Here is a 19,430-nt window from a genome sequence, read left to right on the forward strand (position 1 = left end):
GATCCTTGGCTCTCAACACGTTTGCCCTGCCACGGCTGAGCCCCAGCAGCCTTGCCTGTTTGCCGTCGGCGCAGCCAGATATCCCAGCCCACCGCGCCGGCGGCAGCCAGCAGCGACAAACTGACCCCGCGGTGGCGGCGGAACCCGTGCACGACCGCCAGCGCCGTCAGCACCGCGAACAGTGCGATCGCCCCGACCCAGATGCCTTCGTCGAGCGGGAGGCCGATTCCGAGAACCGCGAGCAGCCCCAGCCCTGCCCCTCATCCTGAGCGGCCGGTCGGAATACGATTCCGGGCACGTCCAAAGCACCCCACGAATCAAAGTTGATCGCGGTTTCAACTGCCCAATTTATCCCGCGCTTCCGTCATAACGCCCGCATTCACGGCTGGTTTTGAGCCCAGCGAAAAACCAGTCCGCCTATATGCGCTTGTGACCAGAACAGGATTGAGCGGCATGCGCTCGAAAGCACCGGCGAGTCATCCTCTTTTGCCAAGCACTCGGCAGCGACAACGGCTATCTTTGGTATCAGGCCGACACGGTGAACGTGTCTCGTGCCGCCGCCCCTACCCACATCCTCCAGGAGCCAGCCCCATGAACTCGCCGCCCCATACCGTGCCGCCCCCGCCGAAGAACCTTTGGTTTCATGGTCTCATCATGCTGATCCTGGTGCTCCTGGTGAATCTCGCCCAAACCGTGCTCGGTATTTGCGCCATCCTCCAGTTCTTCTGGATGCTGTTCACCAACGAGCGCAACGCGGGTATCGCCTGGTTCGGCCAAGGCATCGCCCATTGGCTGGCGGTCACCGCCCGTTTTCTGACCGGCGAGTCTGACGAACGCCCGTTTCCATGGACAAGCTGGTCAGGGCCACACACCGACTGAGGGGAGCCCCTGCGACGATGAACCACCTTGCCCGGGAATTGATCTCGTTCGCCGTGCGTGCCCCGTCAGGCCATAACACCCAACCGTGGCAGTTTTCGGTGGATCGAGACATCATCAGGATCTACCCCGACCTGTCCCGGCACCTGTCCGTCGTCGACCCGGACAATCACGCGCTGTTCATCAGCCTGGGTTGCGCGCTCGAAAACCTGAGCATTGCGGCCGCACATCAAGGGCTTTCAGCCCGAACTGACTACTTTCCTCCCGACGAGCCCAAGGAATGCCTGCGGGTTCGTCTGTGTGAGGGGGCTCAGGAGAATGTGGAGGCACTGTTCCGGGCGATTCCCGCCCGGCAGTCGAACCGCGGAATTTACGATGGTCGCGCGATCAATGAATCGGATCTTGAAAGGCTTCTGGAGGCCAATCCTTGCGAATCAGTGATGGTGCGATCCTTCCGGGTCGGTCATCCGGATATCGAACCGATCATCGGTTTTGTCCGGGAGGGCAACATCGCCCAGTTCAACGAACCGGCCTTCGTTAGGGAACTCGTGTCGTGGATCCGGTTTTCCCGGCGAGAGGCATCGGAGCAAAGGGATGGCCTGACCGCACAAGCTTTGGGGTTTCCTGCGATTCCCCGCTGGCTTGGATACTGGATCATGACGAAGCGGGTCAAACCGGAAAGTGAGGCCGCCCGGCAGGAGAAGGCCATCCGCAGTGCCTCCGCGCTGCTGCTCTTTATCGTCCGGGATCACGACAAGCGTCACTGGGTTGACCTGGGCCGCAGTTTCGAACGGGTGGCGCTGGTTGCGACCTCCCTGGGCATCGCCCACGCTCATGTCAACATGCCCTGCGAAGTCGAGCCGATTCGCGGGCGGCTCGCCGCTCACCTGGCACTGAATAGCGGGGAACAACCCCTGTTGCTGATACGCCTGGGCTACACGAGAAAGCGACCGCCACCCTCCCCTCGACGGCCAATTGACCAAGTGATCATGACACCAGGCAGAGCCTGGGACTAAACCCAGCGACACCGGCAAACTCAGTCTTGCCTTAGCACCAGTGGTTTCCAGGACGGTCCGCTTGGGGCACCACTGGAGACCTTCATCCGCAGAGACCGGATGTCCGGTTCGGGTCGGCAAAAGCCAGATATTCGCAGGCACCAGATCACATGGTACGCCGTTTGATAGACGCAATTACGTTTCGTGACAACATCGACCATGGGTCATGGGTCATGGGTCATGGGTCATGGGTCATGGGTCATGGGTCATGGGTCATGGGTCATGGGTCATGGTTTACACCACATGGTGCGCTTCGCGAACCAGAAAGACAGACAGATCATTTGAGCGCTATAATTAAAAGAACGATCAAGTGTTCCATAACGAAACAGGCCATTTCCCAGGAGGTGCCCCATGCAGACGATGACGACGGAGCAACGCCAGACACTGGCTGCCGCCGGTTTGCGGGCTTATCCAAACATTGCCCGGGCATGGGGGCTCAAGGAGCAGGAGGCAGCGCGACTGCTGGGGGTCTCCGGCCCAACCTATCGACGCTGGAAGCGTGACCCGGAACGGGTACAGGCGGATGTGAACCTGCTGGAGCGTCTCTCCCTGATTCTCGGCATCTACAAAGCGCTGCATATCCTGCTGCCAAGGCCCGAATCCGCGCATGGCTGGGTGAGACGACCGAACACCAACCCCCGCTTTGGCGGACACCCCCCCCTTGAACGCATGCTTGGGGGGCATGTAGCAGACCTGGTGGCTGTGCGGGAGCATCTGGATGCCGCCCGAGGCTGATCTTCTCGCCCAGTTTTCAGAGGTGGAGGTGCATTGGCCCAAGAGCTACCGGATCGTACCTTCCCGTTTCCCACCCATAGACCTCTTCGAGGGTGTTGCCGGACAAGCCGGCGATCTGGTGGCCCTCAGTGAGCTTGAGGGCCTGACCTCGAATCGCCTGCGCGAGGCGGCCGGCGAGATCCATCTGGTACCCGAACAGGATCGCCGATTCGGACCCGGCTACACGCCGGTCATGGCCGCCTTTACCTACCCGGCCGAGAGCCGTTTTTCCGATGGGGCCTACGGCGTGTATTACTGCGCCCGAGATGAGCACACCGCGGTGGCCGAAACCCGTCATCATCGCGAGCGTTTCCTCCGTGAATCGTCGGAACCCTCGATCAACCTGGAAATGCGGGTTTATCTGGCAGAGTTGCGGGCGCCGCTGCTCGACCTCTGCGCCCCCACTGGCACTCCCTACCTCGACCCCCACGATTGGCGGCCTTCGCAGCATCTGGGACTTCAGGCCCGACAAGCAGGTCGTTACGGATTCATCTATCCCAGTGTAAGGGATGCCGAGGGCGGTCTGTGTGCGGGTGTCCTGAGACCACCCGCCCTGGGGCCAACCCGTCAGGGCAGGCACCTGCAATATCGATGGGATGGCGAAAGGATCACCGACATCATTGAACTGAGGGCAACGGGATATTGACCTCGGGCCAATGATTCAGCCCTGGAGAAGGTCAGCGGCTCCTATGTGACCGACGAACTGCGTGATCGCGAGGATGACATCATCTGGCGCATCCGCTGGGGAAAGGACTGGCTGTATGTGTACCTGCTGCTGGAATTTCAAAGCAGCGTGGACCGGTTCATGGCGGTGCGCATCATGAGCCATGAACTATGTGGGACTGCTCTACCAGGACCTGATCCGCCAGAACAAACTGACGCCCAGCGGCAAGCTGCCGCCTGTCCTGCCGGTGGTGCTCTACAATGGAGAGGAACGCTGGCGCCAGGAGGGGCTATCGATCATGTCGTCGAGGTAGAAACGCCATTCGCGCTGCCTGGCATCAGACATTGACTCGCTCCTGTTCAATGTAGGGGCGAAGCTCCGGCCGCAGGGCCTTTTCTGTGACCAGGTCGACCGGGCAGCCAAACATGTCCTCCAGGTAGAACTGCACGCCGAAGTAACGTTTGGAGGTGGCAGGGCCGTCGAAGGCCACCAACACATCGATATCGCTGCCACTGCTCGCCGTATTACGGGCAGTGGAGCCGAACAGGGCCAGTCGGGTCACGCCGAAACGGGCCTGCAACTCAGGCTTGCTGCGGCTTAGCAGGTCAAGGGCACGCTGTCTGTCCATCGCTCAGCCTCCAGAGGGGGATTCGTCGTCCGGGCTTTCGCGCACCCGAAATCACTGGGCGGACGAGGGCCGTTCAAAACCACCCGGCAATATAACATCTGCCATCTGCGCAAACGCATCGGTGAAGGCCGAGGGCATAATCCGGAAAAACCCTCGGCCTGCAGCCAGAATCCGTGTGAGAAAAGGAGGGTGGAATAATCTGGGAAACAACAGGCGGGGAAGCCGTATTCATGATCCTCGATGCTCGCGATGACTCGGTAGTTGCCCACCCGGTAGCGCCATAGGTCTCCCAGCTGGCCGGTCAGCGGCTTCCCGATTTGCCGGGGATCCTCCAACGGTTGCAGACGATGACGCAGAAAGTCCCGGATGCGCTTGGCATCTGCATGACCGATCTTCTTCAGCTGCTTCAGGGTGTCGTCGGTGAGCTCAATCCGCCAGGCCAAGATCGCGCTCCACGTCCTCGAGGCTGTGCGTCTTCATCTCCCCGCGTCGAACTTGGGTCAAGGCCTTCTCGGCCATGTAGATGTCCTCCAGGTCGTCCAAGTGTTCCAGGATGGCCTCGCGGGCGTAGTAGCTCTTGGTGCGACCGGTGGCCTTGGCCAGCGCCTCAAGGCGTTGCTCAATTTCAGGAGGGAGGCGTACTGCCAGCATGGGGACGTTCCTATGAGGGTAGATGTCATACAAGTATAGCGCATGGGTGGGTCAGCTAACCCCGGGGGTAGCTGGTTCAGGCAGGACCGGGCGGGTCAAGCTCACCCTTGATCTGTATCATGACTGAGCAGAACGTATTTTTCGAGGTTACCTCTAAAGCGTTGTTGGGGTTGGCACGATGGCTGGATCAGCGGCGTGACCCGGAGGCGCTTGTAGATCATCACGAAGCCCTGACCATCCCAGTACAGGGCCTTGAGCTTGTCGCCGGCCCGGTTGCGGAAGACGAACAGCTCGCCGCTGAGCGGATCCCGCTCCAGCACCTCAACAATCTCGATACACAGGCCATCGAAGGCCTTGCGGAAATCCACCGGCGCCACTGCCAGGTGGATGGCCATCCCCGTGGGCCAGCCGATCATGCCTCCAGCACCTGCATGGCCCGTTTCAAGGTCTGCGCGCAGAACCCCGGATACAGTTCCAACCATCGGCCATTGCCCAGCGCCACGACCACCGGTCCAACCCCGGGTTGCAGCGACAGGGCCACGGGATCGGGCTTGTCCTCCACCGTGCGGACCGCCAAAAACCGCTGCGGCACGGCTGTCGGCTTCGAAGGCGCGCGCCCTGGCTCAGCCTCGCCCAGCACCCACTCCGGGTATCGCGCCGCCCATTGCGATAACTGGGCGTGACCCCATGCTGACGGGCGAAGGCCGCCTTGCTCTGGCCTGAGGCCGCCCACTGCTGGACCAGATCCTTCCAGAAAGCACGCTTGCGCTGTCGGACACCTCTGCTCATCCGCCACATCCCCTTATTGCTTGAGATCGTACCGGTGACGATGGAGGATCAGTGGGGACTATGGAATACGGGGGCTACCGGGCAGGTACTCCCGCCCTGGGTACCCACATGCTGGAGACTGAGCGCGGGCGCTCCACAACAGCATAGCGGTAGGAGGCGCCAGGTGACGAAGGTCGGCACTCGGCCCATAGCGGACGGTCTGTGGAAGTGTAGAGAGACTCCAGTCGTACTCACAGCTGCCACTCGAAATACCCCGGATGCGATGGGATTGAAGACCACAGATCAAGCCCCCTGCGGGATGAACTGTGACTTGATGATTGCGTATGTCGACCAGCGCCGGGGCGGTCGGGTGATCCACTGGTCAACTTACCATCCGGTACCGCGTTATTTCGGGCGCATACCCCGCAGTCCCAACACTAAGCCGCCTTGCCGTGGCGCTCACGCCAAAGATCGTAATCGAGTTGCATTCCCGCCCAGACTTCGGCACGTCCGCCTCGCTCCACACCCAGCCAGCGCTCGATGCGCAAAGCCATCTTTGGTGAAATACCCGCGTGACCGTGAAGCACACGGGACAGCGCTGCCCGCGTGACGCCCAGTTCGCGAGCCGCGGCCGCCACCGAAAGCCCCAGCGCTGGCAACACGTCATCTCGCAGGATTTCTCCGGGGTGCGGTGGATTGTGCATCGTCATCATGACCCTCCTCAGTGGTAGTCCTGATAATCGACCAGGATTGCATCACCGTTATCGAACTTGAAGGTCAGCCGCCAATTGCCGCTGACCGAAACGGACCAATGCTCCGACAGGTTGCCTCTGAGTGGGTGCAAAGCCCAGCCCGGCAGATTCATGTCCTCCGGGGTGCTAGCCCGATTCAGCACAGCGAGTTGACGGGACAGTTTGGCAGCATGCCCACTCTGGATACCCACCTTGGACCCAGTCTCGAAGAATTTTTGAAGGCCTTTGTGCCGGAAGCTCTTGATCACGCTCCTGATCGTATAGCATCGGTATACGCCATGCAATGACGTCCATCACTTGACGCACCAAGTTTCATCCACACCTGATTCCGACTGCTGAGACCAACTTTGTGAAACCCGTAAAACCTTCACCCTTCAACCTCGAAGGCCTTCCCGAAGCGCTCCCCATGTGGATCAGGCTGGTTCGGCGTGTCCGTTAGAGAATCGACTTCAGCCGCTCAGATCCAAGCCCTCCGATGTCCGCTCAGGGCCGAAATCAGGCATCCATATCGGGAAGTCGAAACAATGACTCTGAAAGATTCAGCAGCGTGGTGGACAAAGGTGGCAGCCATTAGCGTACTCATCGGATTGGTGATTGAGCGCTTCTTAGCGGGTGGGCTACCAGGTTGGCCGAGTCCAGCTATCCCCCTCGCCCAGTTACTGGTGGTCTTCGGTGGCTGCATCACGCTGGCGCACTACGCCCTACTTCGCCGCAAAGGTGTGACCTGCACTGAGCCGCAGGACCCGGTTCGGCTGGTTCGCAGCGGTGGTCTGTTCCCTTCCACGCGCCACCCAATGTATCTTGGGGACGCCGTCACCTGTGTTGGCCTGGTCATGCTTGCACCCAGCGTTGCCGCTGGACTGATATTCCCAGCCGTTTCTTCACCGAGAGGGAGGGAAGGATGTCAAGACAGCCGACCAGTGCTCTTCACCCGTCCAATTGCTGTGCGGATCGAAATCCACCTGGGTGCTGGATCACCTCAAAATCCACACTCATTGGTCCACTGCCCTGGTGCTTGAGATACCGCACCGACCCGTAATAGGTGAATGGCGCGGCCTTCCCCTGCTCCAGCTTGTTTTCCCGGATAAAGAGATGGATACCGATGCCCATCTCCTCATGATGGAGGATCTCCCGGCCCCGCTTGCTCTGGGGCGTTGTCTGATTCTGGGTCTGCCAGTGGAACCGGGTGTCGTCCACCCAATGGTCCAGATAGCGATGATCGGCCGCCTTGCCCTGCTTGTTCAGCGTCACCAACAGCACATGGACCTTTTGGTCTCCAAGCACCACATGACCAGTGTTCCAACTGCCCGGATTGAACTCCGCGTTGAAAAGGCCGGGTATCTCCTCTCGGGCAAACCGCTCCCCCACCACCATCGATAACGGATCCAGCACGCCCTTGAGTCGGGCAAAGGTGCGGAACTGCTCCTGCAGCTCCGGCGTGACCACGATGTCCTCATAATCCGGATTGTTGGCCCGGAGCCGGTACTGCCCGTTGGGATCCTTGAGCACCTTGCGCAGCAGGTACTGGTTGTCGCCCGCCCCATCCTGGCGCTCAATGGCCAGGATGTCGCCGGTGATCCGGCCCGCACTCTCGGCACTGGCCAGTTCCAGCAGCAGATAGTCCCCATCCTCCACCGGCTGCTTGCCGCCGTTCATGGAGTTGCCGGAGGCGCGGGCGATGAAGTGCCGACCGGGATCCAGGCGGCCGTAGCCTTCCAGCGGCAGACTGCGGTATTCCTCACAATCGGCGGTGCCCGTCTTGAAGTGGCCGCAGGCGATCTTGAGGTTGGGGAAATACGGCAGCGAGACCTGTTCCGGCCTGCGGCTGGACAAGGCCGTGACCGTGGCGCCACCCAGACCCTGCCTGACCTCATAGGTGGCCAACCGGTAATCCACCCCTTCCTGTACCAGGGCTGTCAGAGTGGCAATGTGGTCTGGAGCCACCGTCGTGACGCCGATGAAACGATCTCCCTCAAGGGTGAAAAAAGACCCTCCGGCCCAGGCCGACACCGGATTCTTTCGCCAATAGCCCAACCAGTCATCCGGTGGTTCGGTGAGGTTCTGATAGGCGTCCGGCAGGTCGGCCAGCAGCGGGCGTCGACGCTGCAACACCTGCCAGGAGCGGGTAGCAAGATCCGTCAGGGTGGGCGCCTCCCGCCAGCCATCCAACTCCTGGAAGGCCTCCAGCAGGACCATCTTGAAGCTCTTGGTCATAGCGGTGGTCTCCAGTTCCCGGAGCAAATCCACCTGCCGCTCAATCACCGCCCGCTCCTCGGCCTGAAGATTGGGATCCAGGGCAGCGATCAGCCCGAACCAGTGACCATACTGGCGACGCACGGCCTGCAGGCTGGCACCGGCGCGGTAGAACTCGGTCAGGGTCGGCCGACGGCCGAGGGTGTCGCGCAGGATGTGGTACTGATCCTGAAGGTCGTTGCCGCCCAGGGATTTGAGAAAATCGATGAACCGCAGATCGTAGTTGACGTAACAGCCCGTGGGCAGATCCAGGCTCTCGTTTTCCAGATCGCGGGCAAACCGGGCCAGATCATCATGGGTCATGGTCCGGTTCATCAACGCCATGGGCTTGTGCAGAAAGCTCTGGTGATTGGCCACAAAATCCAGCACCACCAGTCTCTCCTTCGCCTCGGCCTTCCGCAGGCCCCGACCCAGTTGCTGCAGGAACAGGATGCGGGATTCGGTGGGGCGCAGCATCATCACGGTGTCGATGGCCGGCAGGTCCACCCCCTCGTTGAACAGGTCCACGCAGAACAGCACCTGCAACTGGCCGTTGGCCAATTGTTCCAGCGCCTCACCCCGGGACAGCCTGGAATCGGCATAGACCGCCGCCGCCCTGACGCCCTGCCGAACAAATTGATCGGCCATGTAATCGGCGTGGCGGATGGAGATGCAAAAGGCCAGGGTGCGCCGCTGCGCCCGTTCCCGCCAGGTGTTCAGGGCATGACGGGCACGAGCCAGGGTCGCCAGCCGGTTGCCCAGCAGGTCCGGGTCGAAACGCCCATTGCGCCAGGGGATGCTCTGGTAGTCCACGTCCTCGTCGAAAACGCCGTAGTAGTGGAACGGCACCAGCAGATCCTCGTTCACCCCGGTGAACAGATCACTCTCGAACACCAGATTGTCATCGCACAAGGAAAGGATGCTGGCGTTGTCGGTGCGGTCGGGGGTGGCGGTGAGGCCCAGCAGGAAGGCGGGCGCAAAGTGGTTTAGCAGGCGGTGATAGGTGGGCGCGGCGGCGTGGTGAAATTCGTCCACGACGATGTAATCGAAATGCCCCGGCCCAAAGCGCTCCAGGTGATCCACCCGGCCCAGGGTCTGGATGGAGGCGCAGAGGATATCCACCCGGGCGTCCCGCTGGCGGCCGTGATAGAAGCCGATCCGAGTGCTGGGGCGGATGCGGGCAAAGGTGGCGGCGGCCTGGTTGAGGATCTCTTCACGATGGGCCACGAACAGGATCCGGCGGGCGCCCATCTGCTGCGTGTCGAAGGCGGCGAGCCAGGTCTTGCCCAGGCCGGTGGCCATGACCACCAGACCACGCCGGTAGCCGTCCAGGCGTGTCTGCGCCAGTGCCTCCAGGGCCTGCGCCTGGATGTGCGAGGGCGTAGGCGGCGGCTCCGACTCGGTGCTGCCCGGCTCCCATGAACGCTCCGGCGGGATGCGGCGGGCTTCGTAGGCGTCGATCCACTCATCCGACAGCGGCACGGTGGCCGGATCACTGAACAGGGCCTGGAAGCGCGCCCGGGTTTCCAGAAAGCCCTTGTCACCCGGATAGTTGATCCGGTAGTTCCATTCCAGCCCCTGCTGCAGGGCCTGGCGGCTGATGTTGCTGGAGCCGATGAAGGCGCAGCCCCAGTGGGCATCGCTATCCTGCGAACCGGCAAACAGGTAGGCCTTCAGGTGAAAACTGCCGCCCCGGCTCTGGTAAACCCGCACCTGCGCCCCCTGCTCCTGAAGCAGCATGAGGGCCCGCAGCGCCTGGGGATCGGTGATGTCCAGGTAATCGCTGGTGAGGATGCGGATACGCGCGGGACGGCGGCCGGCCGCCTCGCGGTCCAGCGCCGCCTGCAGATCAGGCAGCAACAGGCGCAGGCCGGTGTGCTTGATGAAGGCCACCGCCATGTCGATGGCATCGGCCCGGTGAATGCTGCTGCACAGATGAGGCAGGAAGGGGTTGTCGTCACCACCGGTAATGAGTTGACGGGTGGCCTTGTGCAGTAGACAGTTCAGCCACTGCTCCTCCCGATCCGGGCGTCGATCCTCGGTGAGCCAGCATTCCAGCCCGGCCAGTCCGGGGAGTTCCTGAGTCCAGACGCGGATCTGGTCTTCATTGGCATCGGTGAAGTGTCGGCCGTTGTGATCACGCTCACCCGTGCCCCGCTTGAAGCTGCAGTAGAGGACGCCACCGGGCTTCAGGGCCTGCCACAGTGCCTGGAAGTTGCTGGGCATCTCGGCGACGGGCACATGCAGCAGGCTGGCGCAGGCCCAGATGCCGTCATACCGTTCGACCTCTTCCACCTCATCGAACCGCTGCACGGGCACCGGCTGGTCGAGCAGTTGTGAGGCATGCTCCGCCAGCGCCGCGCTGGCATCAAAGGCACTGACCTGATAGCCCCGCTGCTGGAAGGCCAGGGCGTCGCGCCCGGCACCGCAACCGGCATCCAGCACCCGTGCACCGGCCCGCAAATGGCGCAGAAAGCACTGGTACAGGGGCTCCATGTCCACGTGCAGGGTGTCGGCGATGAACTGGCCGGCGTGCTGGTTGTAGTAATGGGTGGTGTCGTTCACGTCCCTGGTGCCATGAATGGATTCAGCAGTGCAGCCTGTCGCGCATTGACCACAGACCCAACTCTTGAACGGGCTTGCTCATCGGTCAACCCTTTTACCGAATCCCAGGCTGGGTGCAAGCCTTGAGCAAAAGATATCACGATCCGCCCGGAAGCCGGTCAACTCGCATTTTGCGGCACTGATTCCGGTAACACGGCACCTCAGCAGCCTGATTCAGGACCAAAAAAAGCCGCCCAGAGCATCCCGTAAGCGGCTGTTTTTACTATCTATTTTATGGCGCGCCCGACTGGATTCGAACCAGTGACCCCTGCCTTCGGAGGGCAGTACTCTATCCAGCTGAGCTACGGGCGCGTGAAAAAGGATGTTAGCACGTTTCAGGGCGAATGTGCGCTGGGAAACGTCGCCTGCCGATGCGGGAAATTTCGACTGCGGCAAGGTGGCGCAGGATAGCCTAAACCGTGCCAGGTTCCAAGGGGGTGGCCAGAGAGAAGGGGAGATCCGCGCTGGATCCCCCCAGGTACGGAATCACCGGGCGGCGGGAACCACGTCGATGGCAAAGACCGTCGTTGTACCGCTGACTTCGTTGCCCACCAGCAGCAGTGCCCGGCCCTCGGCATCCGGGCTGTCGGCAGCCGGGATGAAATGCAGGCCTTCGGCACCCAGATCGGTGGTGGTCAGGGCCTCCGGCGTATTGGGCAGACTGAAGTCCCGGTTGTTGATGTATTGGACGAAAACGGTCTGCTCCGGCTCGGTGATGTCATAGACCATCACCCCGCCCATGCGCTCCAACCCGACAAAGGCATAGACCCGACCATCCACCTCGCCAATGGCAATCCCTTCCGGCTCCGGCCCCTTGTCGTCGGAACGGGTATCGAAGCTGTTGTTTTCGCTGTTGTTGGAATTGAAATCGTCGGGATACCGCGCCGCGGTGGTTTCCTCCATCTGCGATCCGGTGTCGTACACCTTGACCAGTCCCGTCTCGGTCACCCGGAAGATCGACATGGAGCGCGCACCAAAGGCGTAGAGGGTGTCATAGACGCAATCCTGACGCACGTTGGTTGCCTTGCTGGACGGATCGCAGTTATTGCTCACTCCCAGGGTGGAGGTCACCCGCAGGCGTCCCAGCTGTTCATTTTGCTGCAGCTCCGCCGCGTTGGGGAAAGCTGCCGGGTCGAGCTGCAGCTGACCCACCCTGAACTCCTCGGTCCAACCGCCATAGTCCCGGGCATCCCCCTCGTTCGCCGTCACGATATAGGTATGGCCCCCGGTTTCGTAAAACCGGATGGTATCCGGCTGATAGATGCCCAGGACGGGCCAGTGACGGATATTGATACCGCCGTCACGGTCGCTGGCATCAAAACCGTTACCGGCCCATTCACCGCTTTCCGACCAGTCCTTGAACCCCAGAGGGAAGATGTCCGTGACCGTCGCCGTGGCAATGTCCACCACGGCGATGGCATTGTTCTCCTGCAAGGACACATAGGCCGTGCTTGAGTCGGCACTGACTTCCACCCACTCCGGCTCGAAGTCCTGGGCAGCGGTGGCGCCGGGGCCGAAGATCCTCACACCGTCGGCGCGAAGTTCGTCCTCGCGGCCATTCCAAGCCCTGAAATCCGCCGTGCGCACAGTGGCCACATCCGCGCCGTCACCCAGATCGATGATGGACACGGACCCCTCGGGATCGATCGTATAGTCATCGTTGGGCTCACCTTCGTTGGCCACCAGCACATGACGGCCATCGGGAGAAAAGGTCAACGCATCCGGCAAGGCGCCCACTTCCAACACATTCAGCCGAGTGCCGTCGGTATCGAACAGGGCAACCGATCCATTGTCGGTGCGCACATTGGCCTCCACGGCCACGGCGACAATGCCGTTTTTCACCGCCACACTATTGGCGTCGGCACCGATATCCGAGACATCGATGGAAAACAGCAGGGCCGGATTGGCCGGATCGTTCATGTCCAGCACGTCCACTTGGCCGCTGGCGGCATTGATCACGAAGGCGCGACGGCTTTGTGGATCATAGGTCACGATCTCGGCTGCACTGCGGGCATATTCTCCACTTTGATACTGGCCGAGCACCGACAGCTCTACCGTGCCATGACCCGGCTGATCATCTGCAGTATTGGACGATGAGTCACAACCGGAAATCAGCATGGTAGAGCCCATGATCGTCGCCAGGGCAGAAGCTAACAGGGTGCGTTGCATGGTCGGTATCTCCTCAAAAAATGAGGAGTGTCTTTCCTCATCGTTAAAGACAGATCAATAAAGGATGAAAATCGAATGACAGGCGCGGATATACCCAGGAATATGCACAGCATGGGAAATACCTGATGCAGCGACATGACAACCCTAAGCTCTGCTCGGGTAGAACCGTAAACGAAATTAAAAAACTTTAAAATCAATCAATTAAAGACCTGGTCATTTCATGACCAATTCAGCCGCCCCCTGCTCTCATGCGCTCTTGACCCGGTTTCCGACATCCTCTCCACAGACTTATCCACAGCTTTTGTGGATAGTCGGCATTTTCCCTCTGACGCCGAGCAGTTAGCCGCTTCGCGGGAGAATTCCCATGAGCTGCCGCCGGTAAGTGGGATATCGGCACGCACGGCTTCCGATCCGGGCTGGAAATTGAGATAGTTCCCGGGTGCGAAAATACCCGTCCAAACCCCGTCGCCGGTCCCTGTGGGGGCGCTTGCTGCGCTGGCTCCTGGCGAGCCTGGCGGCGCTGGTGCTGCTCAGCGCCCTGATCGTGGGCAGCCTGCGGTGGGTGGATCCCCCCACCACCGCCTTCATGCTGCAGCATCAGTGGTCTTCCCGCCCCGCCATCGGCACCATCCCGGTCAACCACGAGTGGGTGCCCCGGCAGCAAATTTCCGCCCATGCGGCCCTGGCCATGATCGCCGCGGAGGATCAGCGTTTTCTGGATCACCGGGGATTCGACTTTCGCTCCATCCGTGCCGCCATCGACGAATACCGGGACGGGGGGCGTCTGCGTGGCGCCAGCACCCTGTCCCAGCAGGTGGCCAAGAACGTGTTCCTGTGGCCCGAGCGCAGCATGACCCGCAAGGTGACCGAGGCCTACCTGACCGTTCTGATCGAGGCCCTCTGGCCCAAGGAACGCATCCTGGAGGTGTATCTGAACGTGGCCCAGTTCGGACCCAACGTCTATGGGGTGGGGGCTGCCAGCAGGATCTATTTCGACAAACCGGCGGCGGAGCTCACGGCCGGGGAAGCGGCACTGCTGGCGGCAGTACTGCCCGGACCGGTGCGATACCGGGTGGCCGCCCCCTCGGATTACGTCCGTGCCCGGCAGGCCTGGATAGAACGCCAGATGGGGTATCTGGGCGGCACCGGCTTTCTGCAGGAGGTCTGGGACACCGCACCCTGAGCCGAAACGGTCTTACCCGGCGGCCCGATGACCACCGCCACCGCCGCCGTCCGTGGGCGGTGTCCAGACATTGCGAAAGGGCTGGTGTACATGGGCCGGGATCTCCCGGGAGAAGCGCAGTTGCACCCCGTGGGCGGTCCGGACGCCGCTGATGCGCCCTTGGGTGAGACGATACATTCGCGCCACCTCATCGCAGCCACGCAGGAAACCGGGTGGCGCGGTCCCCCGCAAGGTCCGCGCCCTGCCCTTCTCCAGCGTGATGACGAAGGCGGTACGGGCATGCCATAGCAGCAGTACCAAGCCCAACAACAGGATCAACAGCATCACGGCAAGGGTCAGCAGCATCGTTTTCTCGTTCGGTCGTATTGGCTCAACATCATCAGAGCGGCAGTTCCATCTGCATGCCCCCGTCGGCCGGCGCATCCCCGTCACCGAAACTCAGTCCCGACACACGCACTCCCAGCAAGCGAAGCCGCTGCTCCAGGGGCACCCGGCGCAGGCATTCCCCTGCCGCCCGGCGGATATCCATCGCCGCGAACACCGGACGCGCCAGGGTAATGTCACGGGTAAGGGTGCGGAAGTCCTCGTAGCGAAGCTTGATACCCACCGTGCGGCCCCGGCAGCCCTTGCGGGCCAGATCCTGGGATACCCGCATGCACAGGGCGGTGAAGATCTCCGACAGCTCGGCCCGGTCCTGACGAGGATGCAGATCCCGCTCGAAGGTCGTCTCCCTGCTGACCGAACGGGGTACCGAAACGGTTTCCACCGGCCGATCATCGATGCCCCGTGCCGCCTGATGCAACCAGGCCCCGTAGGTGGGGCCGAACTGCTCCCGCAACAGACCGGGGCCGCAGGCGGCCAGATCTCCCACCGTGAGGATACCCAGGGCTTCCAGCCGGGCGGCGGCCTTGGGTCCGATGCCGTTGACCTTTCCCACCGGCAGAGGCCAGATACGGGTCGGCACATCATCCGTGGTCAACAGGGTGAGACCATCCGGTTTGTCCAGTTCGGAACAGAGCTTGGCCAGAAGCTTGTTGGGGGCGATGCCGATGGAGCAGGTCAGGCCGGTAGCATCACGCACGGCCTGCTTGAGCCGCTGCCCCAGAGGTCCGGATGCGCCGGGAACGTGGGTGAGGTCGATATAGATCTCGTCGATGCCCCGGTCCTCGATGCAGGGGGCGATGGCGGCCACCGCCGTCTTGAAGCGACGGGAATAGTCCCGGTAGGCCTCGAAGTCAGGCGGCAACAGGATGGCTTCAGGGGCTTTCCGGGCCGCCTTCATCAGCCCCATGCCCGAAGACACACCCAGCGCCCGGGCCTCGTAGGTGGCCGTGGTGATCACTCCGCGTCCGGCATATTCTCCCAACCGCGCGGCGACGGCCTGCCCGGGTTCCCCCAAGGCGCGACGACGGCCGCCGATCACCACGGGCCGGCCACGCAGCTCCGGGTGACGCAGCAGTTCCACGGAAGCATAGAAGGCATCCATGTCCAGATGGGCGATGCGTCGGGACAGTGTCATGGAGGCTGAAGATAGCCGATTACCCCCGGAACGTCTGCACCCGACCGCATCGCTGCTTTCCGGCGGGCAGGGAGAACTACTCGGCCGGCGTCGCGGCGATGGCCTGGGTCACGACGTTGAAAGCATCTTCACCCTCTCGGGTGGTGACACCGTCCAGCCAGTCTTTCAGGATATCAGGATTGTCTTGCAGCCAGACGCGTGCCGCCACCTTGGGGTCCACGTCCCGGTTCATGATCTGATCCATGAGATGGTTTTCCATCTCCAGGGTGAAGGACAGCTGACTCAGCAGACGCCCCACGTTGGGACACTGCTCGGCGTAGCCGGTACGTACGTTGGTGTGTACCGTGGCGGCACCGAAATCCGGACCGAAATACGCCTCTCCACCTTCCAGGTAGGCGATGTCAAAGCGCGTGTTCATGGGATGGGGCTCCCAGGCCAGAAAGACGATCCATTCCTCACGGGAGGTGCTGTGACGCACTTCCCCCAGCATACCGGCTTCACTGGACTCCATGAGGCGGAAACGCCCCAGGTCATAGGCATCGTCATCCATCATCTGCTGAATGATCTGATTACCGTCGTTACCGGATTCGATGCCGTAGATGCGTCCGCCGAATCGGCGGCGGTGCTCCGCCAAATCACTGAAATGGGTCACGCCGGCATCATGCACATACCGGGGCACCGCCAGGGTGTACTTGGCGCCCTCCAGGTTGGTGGCAATGGTTTCCACTGTCCCCCGCTCCAGATAGGGCTGGATGATACTGGCCATGCTCGGCATCCAGTTGCCCAGAAAGACGTCGAAATCCTGGTTCTCCAGCCCCGCATAGGCGATGGGAACGGACACCGTGAGACTGCGGGTGTCGTAACCCATGCCTTCCAGAACCACCTGGGCCGTCGCCGTGGTGGCGGTGATGTCGGTCCAGCCCACCTCGGCGAACCGCACCTGCCCGCATTCATCGGGTTCGGCGGCGTGGGCGATACCGGTCAGGCTCATGGCGGATACGGTGATTGCGCTCAGCAAACGATGCATGTCGACTCTTCTCCTCATTCGCCCCGGAACGGGCATGACATTCGGGATGTTCCGAGTCAGTCACTCCCGCGAAGGCAGGAATCCAGTCACAGAATCGTAATTCTGGACTCCCGCCTTCGCGGGAGTGACGGAAGTCCGCGAGTGTGACAATAGATCGCAATCCGTAACAATAGATCGCAACCCGTCACACTAGATCTGCAATTCGTGACTGTAGATCACAGGAGTAATAGCGGCTGACTGATTCAGTATTTCCTTTTCAGGATGCCCAGTCACCGCCGACAAATCAACCCTGATTGAACGATCAATCAAACTATAATTGAACGATTGTTCAATCTGATTTAGAGTGAAACACAAGCGCCCGATGGAGAACAGAATGCAACCTTCCCCCATGGCGTCCGGACGGCGCCGACAACTGATCAGAGCCACACTCACGGCGATTCACCAGTACGGCATGGCGGATGCCACCATTGCGCGTATTGCACGGCTGGCCGGGGTCTCAAGCGGCATCATCAGCCATTATTTCGGGGACAAGGCGGGGCTGATGGAGGCCACCATGCGCTACCTGCTCCAGCAGCTGGGAGACGCCGTAGCGGAGCGGCGCCGCAAGATCCCTCCGGAGGATGTTGCCGGTCATGTGGACGCCATCATCGACGGCAATTTCGACTCCAGCCAGACCAATGTGGCCGCCATGCGGGCCTGGCTGGAATTCTGGGCCGCCAGCATGCATCAACCGGCCCTGCGTCGCCTGCAGCGGGTCAACGAACGGCGCCTGTACGCCAATCTGTGCCACCAGTTCCGCCAGGTCCTGCCGGCGAATCAGGCCCGGGATGCCGCCCAATCCGTGGCTGCCCTGATTGATGGCCTGTGGCTGCGGGGCGCCCTGACACCGGAAGGCATTGATATCGAAGCTTGTCGGCGGCTGGCCCGGGACAACGCCCGGGCCTGGCTGGAGAGCCACCGGCCCACCGGAACCTGAGCAGGCCCCATTCCACCCGCGAATCACCGGGAGATCCCATGCCCCATACCCAGCCCACCACCGCTCCCCTTCAGGGCAGCTACGTCCATGGACGCGCTGTCCAGTCTCCGGATACCCCCCATTTCGAGACCATCAACCCGGCCACCGGACAGACCATCGCCCGTATTCAGGCGGCAGACCAGGCCCTGGTGGATGAGGCCGTGCGCTCGGCGGCGCGGGGTCAGAAAACCTGGGCTGCCATGCCCCCCATGGCCCGAGGTCGTATCCTGCGCCGGGCGGCGGATCTGCTGCGGGACCGCAACCAGGCCCTGGCCACCCTGGAAACCCGGGACACCGGCAAGCCCATCAGCGAAACCGCCAGCGTGGACATCCAGACCGGCGCCGACGCCCTGGAATATTTCGCCGGACTGGCCATGGGACTGGAAGGGGAACAGATCCCCCAGGGCGAGCAGGCCTTCATCTACACCCGCCGCGAACCCCTGGGGGTATGCGCCGGCATCGGCGCCTGGAACTACCCTCTGCAGATCGCATGCTGGAAGGCGGCCCCGGCCCTGGCCGGCGGCAACGCCATGGTCTTCAAGCCCAGCGAACTCACCCCATTGAGCGCCTTGGCGCTGGCGGACATCTTCACCGAGGCAGGTCTGCCGCCGGGCGTCTTCAACGTGGTGCAGGGAGACGGGGAAGTGGGTCGGGCGCTGACCCATCATCCCGATATCGCCAAGGTCTCCTTCACCGGAGAGGTGGAAACCGGCAAGGCGGTGATGGCCGATGCCGCCCGCAGCAGCCTCAAGCAGGTCACCATGGAGCTGGGGGGCAAATCGCCACTGATCATCTTTGCCGACGCGGATCTGGAGCAGGCCCTGAACGCGGCCCTGATGGCCAACTTCTACAGCAGCGGCCAGATCTGCACCAATGGCACCCGGGTTTTCGTGGAGGCCTCCATCCGCCAGACCTTCCAGGCCCGGCTGCTGGAACGCATCCGGCGCATCCGCGCCGGGGACCCGCTGAACCCGGCCACCACCCTGGGACCGGTCATCAGCGAGGCCCACTGCGAGCAGGTCATGGACCGCATCCGACAGGCCCGGGAAGACGGCCTGCACTGCCTGATCGGCGGGGAACGACTGCGCCCCGACGACGCCCCGGTGGGGGCTTTCGTGGCACCCACCGTGTTCGCCGACTGCCCGGATGACCACCCCCTGGTACGCCGGGAGATCTTCGGCCCGGTGATGGTGTTGCAGTCCTTTGAGGATGAAGCGGCCGTCATCCAGCGGGCCAACGACACCCGCTACGGCCTGGCCGCGGGCGTATTCAGCCGGGATCTGGCCCGGGCCCACCGGGTGATCCACCAACTCCAGGCAGGCATCTGCTGGATCAATACCTACAACCTGTCACCGGTGGAGATGCCGGTGGGCGGCTACAAGCAGTCGGGACTGGGCCGGGAGAACGGTCGCGCCGCCCTGGAGCACTACACCCAGCGCAAGTCGGTGTACGTGGAACTCGGCGGGGTGGACAGCGTGTTCTAGCCCGGCGCCCCACCCTCCCTCCCCCACCT

The 19,430-nt window shown here is 62.2% G+C and carries 20 protein-coding genes, 1 tRNA gene and 2 pseudogenes; 9 read left to right on the forward strand and 14 right to left on the reverse strand.

Annotated features, from left to right (window positions below; all coding sequences use genetic code 11):
- Nucleotides 1-591 precede the first annotated feature (591 nt).
- The 5 genes and pseudogenes from LQD11_RS12400 to LQD11_RS12420 form a co-directional block, all read left to right on the forward strand.
- Nucleotides 592-879 (forward strand): DUF4389 domain-containing protein, encoded by a 288-nt coding sequence (locus LQD11_RS12400; protein ID WP_238617823.1) that lies wholly within the window; start codon nt 592-594, stop codon nt 877-879.
- 17 nt (nt 880-896) lie between these two features.
- A complete protein-coding gene (locus LQD11_RS12405) occupies nt 897-1,892 on the forward strand; it encodes an Acg family FMN-binding oxidoreductase (RefSeq protein ID WP_238617824.1) in 996 nt (331 codons plus the stop codon).
- A gap of 390 nt (nt 1,893-2,282) precedes the next feature.
- Nucleotides 2,283-2,666, forward strand: a complete 384-nt coding sequence (locus tag LQD11_RS12410; protein WP_238617825.1) for an MbcA/ParS/Xre antitoxin family protein — start codon at nt 2,283-2,285, stop codon at nt 2,664-2,666.
- Nucleotides 2,650-3,351 (forward strand): RES family NAD+ phosphorylase, encoded by a 702-nt coding sequence (locus LQD11_RS12415; RefSeq protein WP_238617826.1) that lies wholly within the window; start codon nt 2,650-2,652, stop codon nt 3,349-3,351. The genes LQD11_RS12410 and LQD11_RS12415 overlap by 17 nt, the downstream gene beginning before the upstream one ends.
- Before the next feature lie 21 nt (nt 3,352-3,372).
- Nucleotides 3,373-3,646 (forward strand): annotated as a pseudogene (locus LQD11_RS12420) (Rpn family recombination-promoting nuclease/putative transposase); the annotation flags it as partial.
- 60 nt (nt 3,647-3,706) lie between these two features.
- Here the strand turns inward: LQD11_RS12420 and LQD11_RS12425 are convergent.
- The 8 genes and pseudogenes from LQD11_RS12425 to LQD11_RS12455 all read right to left on the reverse strand — a co-directional run bounded on the left by LQD11_RS12425 (nt 3,707) and on the right by LQD11_RS12455 (nt 6,416).
- Complete coding sequence (locus LQD11_RS12425) at nt 3,707-3,997, reverse strand: nucleotidyltransferase family protein (protein WP_008933016.1); 291 nt, start codon at nt 3,995-3,997, stop codon at nt 3,707-3,709.
- Complete coding sequence (locus LQD11_RS12430) at nt 3,967-4,440, reverse strand: type II toxin-antitoxin system RelE family toxin (protein WP_084307075.1); 474 nt, start codon at nt 4,438-4,440, stop codon at nt 3,967-3,969. The genes LQD11_RS12425 and LQD11_RS12430 overlap by 31 nt, the downstream gene beginning before the upstream one ends.
- A complete protein-coding gene (relB, locus tag LQD11_RS12435; protein ID WP_025281197.1) occupies nt 4,424-4,648 on the reverse strand; it encodes a type II toxin-antitoxin system RelB family antitoxin in 225 nt (74 codons plus the stop codon). Before relB ends, LQD11_RS12430 begins: the two co-directional genes overlap by 17 nt.
- Nucleotides 4,649-4,749: 101 nt before the next feature.
- Nucleotides 4,750-5,064, reverse strand: a complete 315-nt coding sequence (gene tnpB / locus LQD11_RS12440; protein ID WP_238617827.1) for an IS66 family insertion sequence element accessory protein TnpB — start codon at nt 5,062-5,064, stop codon at nt 4,750-4,752.
- Complete coding sequence (locus LQD11_RS12445) at nt 5,061-5,240, reverse strand: hypothetical protein (RefSeq protein ID WP_238617828.1); 180 nt, start codon at nt 5,238-5,240, stop codon at nt 5,061-5,063. Before LQD11_RS12445 ends, tnpB begins: the two co-directional genes overlap by 4 nt.
- A gap of 95 nt (nt 5,241-5,335) precedes the next feature.
- Nucleotides 5,336-5,446: pseudogene (gene tnpA, locus LQD11_RS15770) on the reverse strand (IS66 family insertion sequence element accessory protein TnpA); the annotation flags it as partial.
- A gap of 407 nt (nt 5,447-5,853) precedes the next feature.
- A complete protein-coding gene (locus LQD11_RS12450; RefSeq protein ID WP_025281655.1) occupies nt 5,854-6,126 on the reverse strand; it encodes a HigA family addiction module antitoxin in 273 nt (90 codons plus the stop codon).
- An 11-nt stretch (nt 6,127-6,137) separates the two neighbouring features.
- Nucleotides 6,138-6,416: a type II toxin-antitoxin system RelE/ParE family toxin gene (locus LQD11_RS12455; RefSeq protein ID WP_238617829.1), complete on the reverse strand. Its 279-nt coding sequence runs from the start codon at nt 6,414-6,416 to the stop codon at nt 6,138-6,140.
- Between the two features lie 276 nt (nt 6,417-6,692).
- On the opposite strand from LQD11_RS12455, the gene LQD11_RS15775 reads away from it, so the two are divergent.
- Nucleotides 6,693-7,187 (forward strand): methyltransferase family protein, encoded by a 495-nt coding sequence (locus LQD11_RS15775; RefSeq protein ID WP_420828267.1) that lies wholly within the window; start codon nt 6,693-6,695, stop codon nt 7,185-7,187.
- Here LQD11_RS15775 and LQD11_RS12460 read toward each other — a convergent pair.
- The 3 genes from LQD11_RS12460 to LQD11_RS12470 form a co-directional block, all read right to left on the reverse strand.
- Nucleotides 7,096-10,965, reverse strand: coding sequence for a DUF3427 domain-containing protein (locus LQD11_RS12460; RefSeq protein ID WP_238617830.1), 3,870 nt, complete (start codon nt 10,963-10,965; stop codon nt 7,096-7,098). The two genes, LQD11_RS15775 and LQD11_RS12460, sit on opposite strands and share 92 nt — an antisense overlap.
- A 274-nt stretch (nt 10,966-11,239) precedes the next feature.
- Nucleotides 11,240-11,316, reverse strand: a tRNA-Arg gene (locus LQD11_RS12465).
- A gap of 174 nt (nt 11,317-11,490) precedes the next feature.
- Entirely contained in the window at nt 11,491-13,173 is a 1,683-nt protein-coding gene (locus LQD11_RS12470) for a choice-of-anchor I family protein (protein WP_238617831.1), read from the reverse strand.
- A 487-nt stretch (nt 13,174-13,660) separates the two neighbouring features.
- Between LQD11_RS12470 and mtgA the strand changes: the two genes are divergently transcribed.
- Nucleotides 13,661-14,356, forward strand: coding sequence for a monofunctional biosynthetic peptidoglycan transglycosylase (gene mtgA / locus LQD11_RS12475; protein ID WP_238617832.1), 696 nt, complete (start codon nt 13,661-13,663; stop codon nt 14,354-14,356).
- A 12-nt stretch (nt 14,357-14,368) separates the two neighbouring features.
- Here mtgA and LQD11_RS12480 read toward each other — a convergent pair whose 3' ends face one another.
- From LQD11_RS12480 to choX, 3 genes are all read right to left on the reverse strand, one after another.
- Complete coding sequence (locus tag LQD11_RS12480; protein ID WP_008932526.1) at nt 14,369-14,701, reverse strand: DUF3634 family protein; 333 nt, start codon at nt 14,699-14,701, stop codon at nt 14,369-14,371.
- 34 nt (nt 14,702-14,735) lie between these two features.
- The gene (gene dinB / locus LQD11_RS12485) at nt 14,736-15,875 is read right to left on the reverse strand and encodes a DNA polymerase IV (protein WP_238617833.1); all 1,140 of its coding nucleotides are present in this window, start codon (nt 15,873-15,875) and stop codon (nt 14,736-14,738) included.
- A 76-nt stretch (nt 15,876-15,951) separates the two neighbouring features.
- Entirely contained in the window at nt 15,952-16,902 is a 951-nt protein-coding gene (gene choX, locus LQD11_RS12490) for a choline ABC transporter substrate-binding protein (protein WP_238617834.1), read from the reverse strand.
- A gap of 373 nt (nt 16,903-17,275) precedes the next feature.
- On the opposite strand from choX, the gene betI reads away from it, so the two are divergent.
- On the forward strand, nt 17,276-17,878 hold the full coding sequence (gene betI, locus LQD11_RS12495; RefSeq protein ID WP_238617835.1) for a transcriptional regulator BetI: 603 nt from the start codon (nt 17,276-17,278) through the stop codon (nt 17,876-17,878).
- A gap of 38 nt (nt 17,879-17,916) precedes the next feature.
- Nucleotides 17,917-19,401: a betaine-aldehyde dehydrogenase gene (betB, locus tag LQD11_RS12500; protein WP_238617836.1), complete on the forward strand. Its 1,485-nt coding sequence runs from the start codon at nt 17,917-17,919 to the stop codon at nt 19,399-19,401.
- The last annotated feature ends 29 nt before the right edge of the window (nt 19,402-19,430 follow it).

Origin of the sequence: Ectothiorhodospira shaposhnikovii (genome assembly GCF_022227765.1) — a bacterium.
Classification (GTDB): domain Bacteria; phylum Pseudomonadota; class Gammaproteobacteria; order Ectothiorhodospirales; family Ectothiorhodospiraceae; genus Ectothiorhodospira.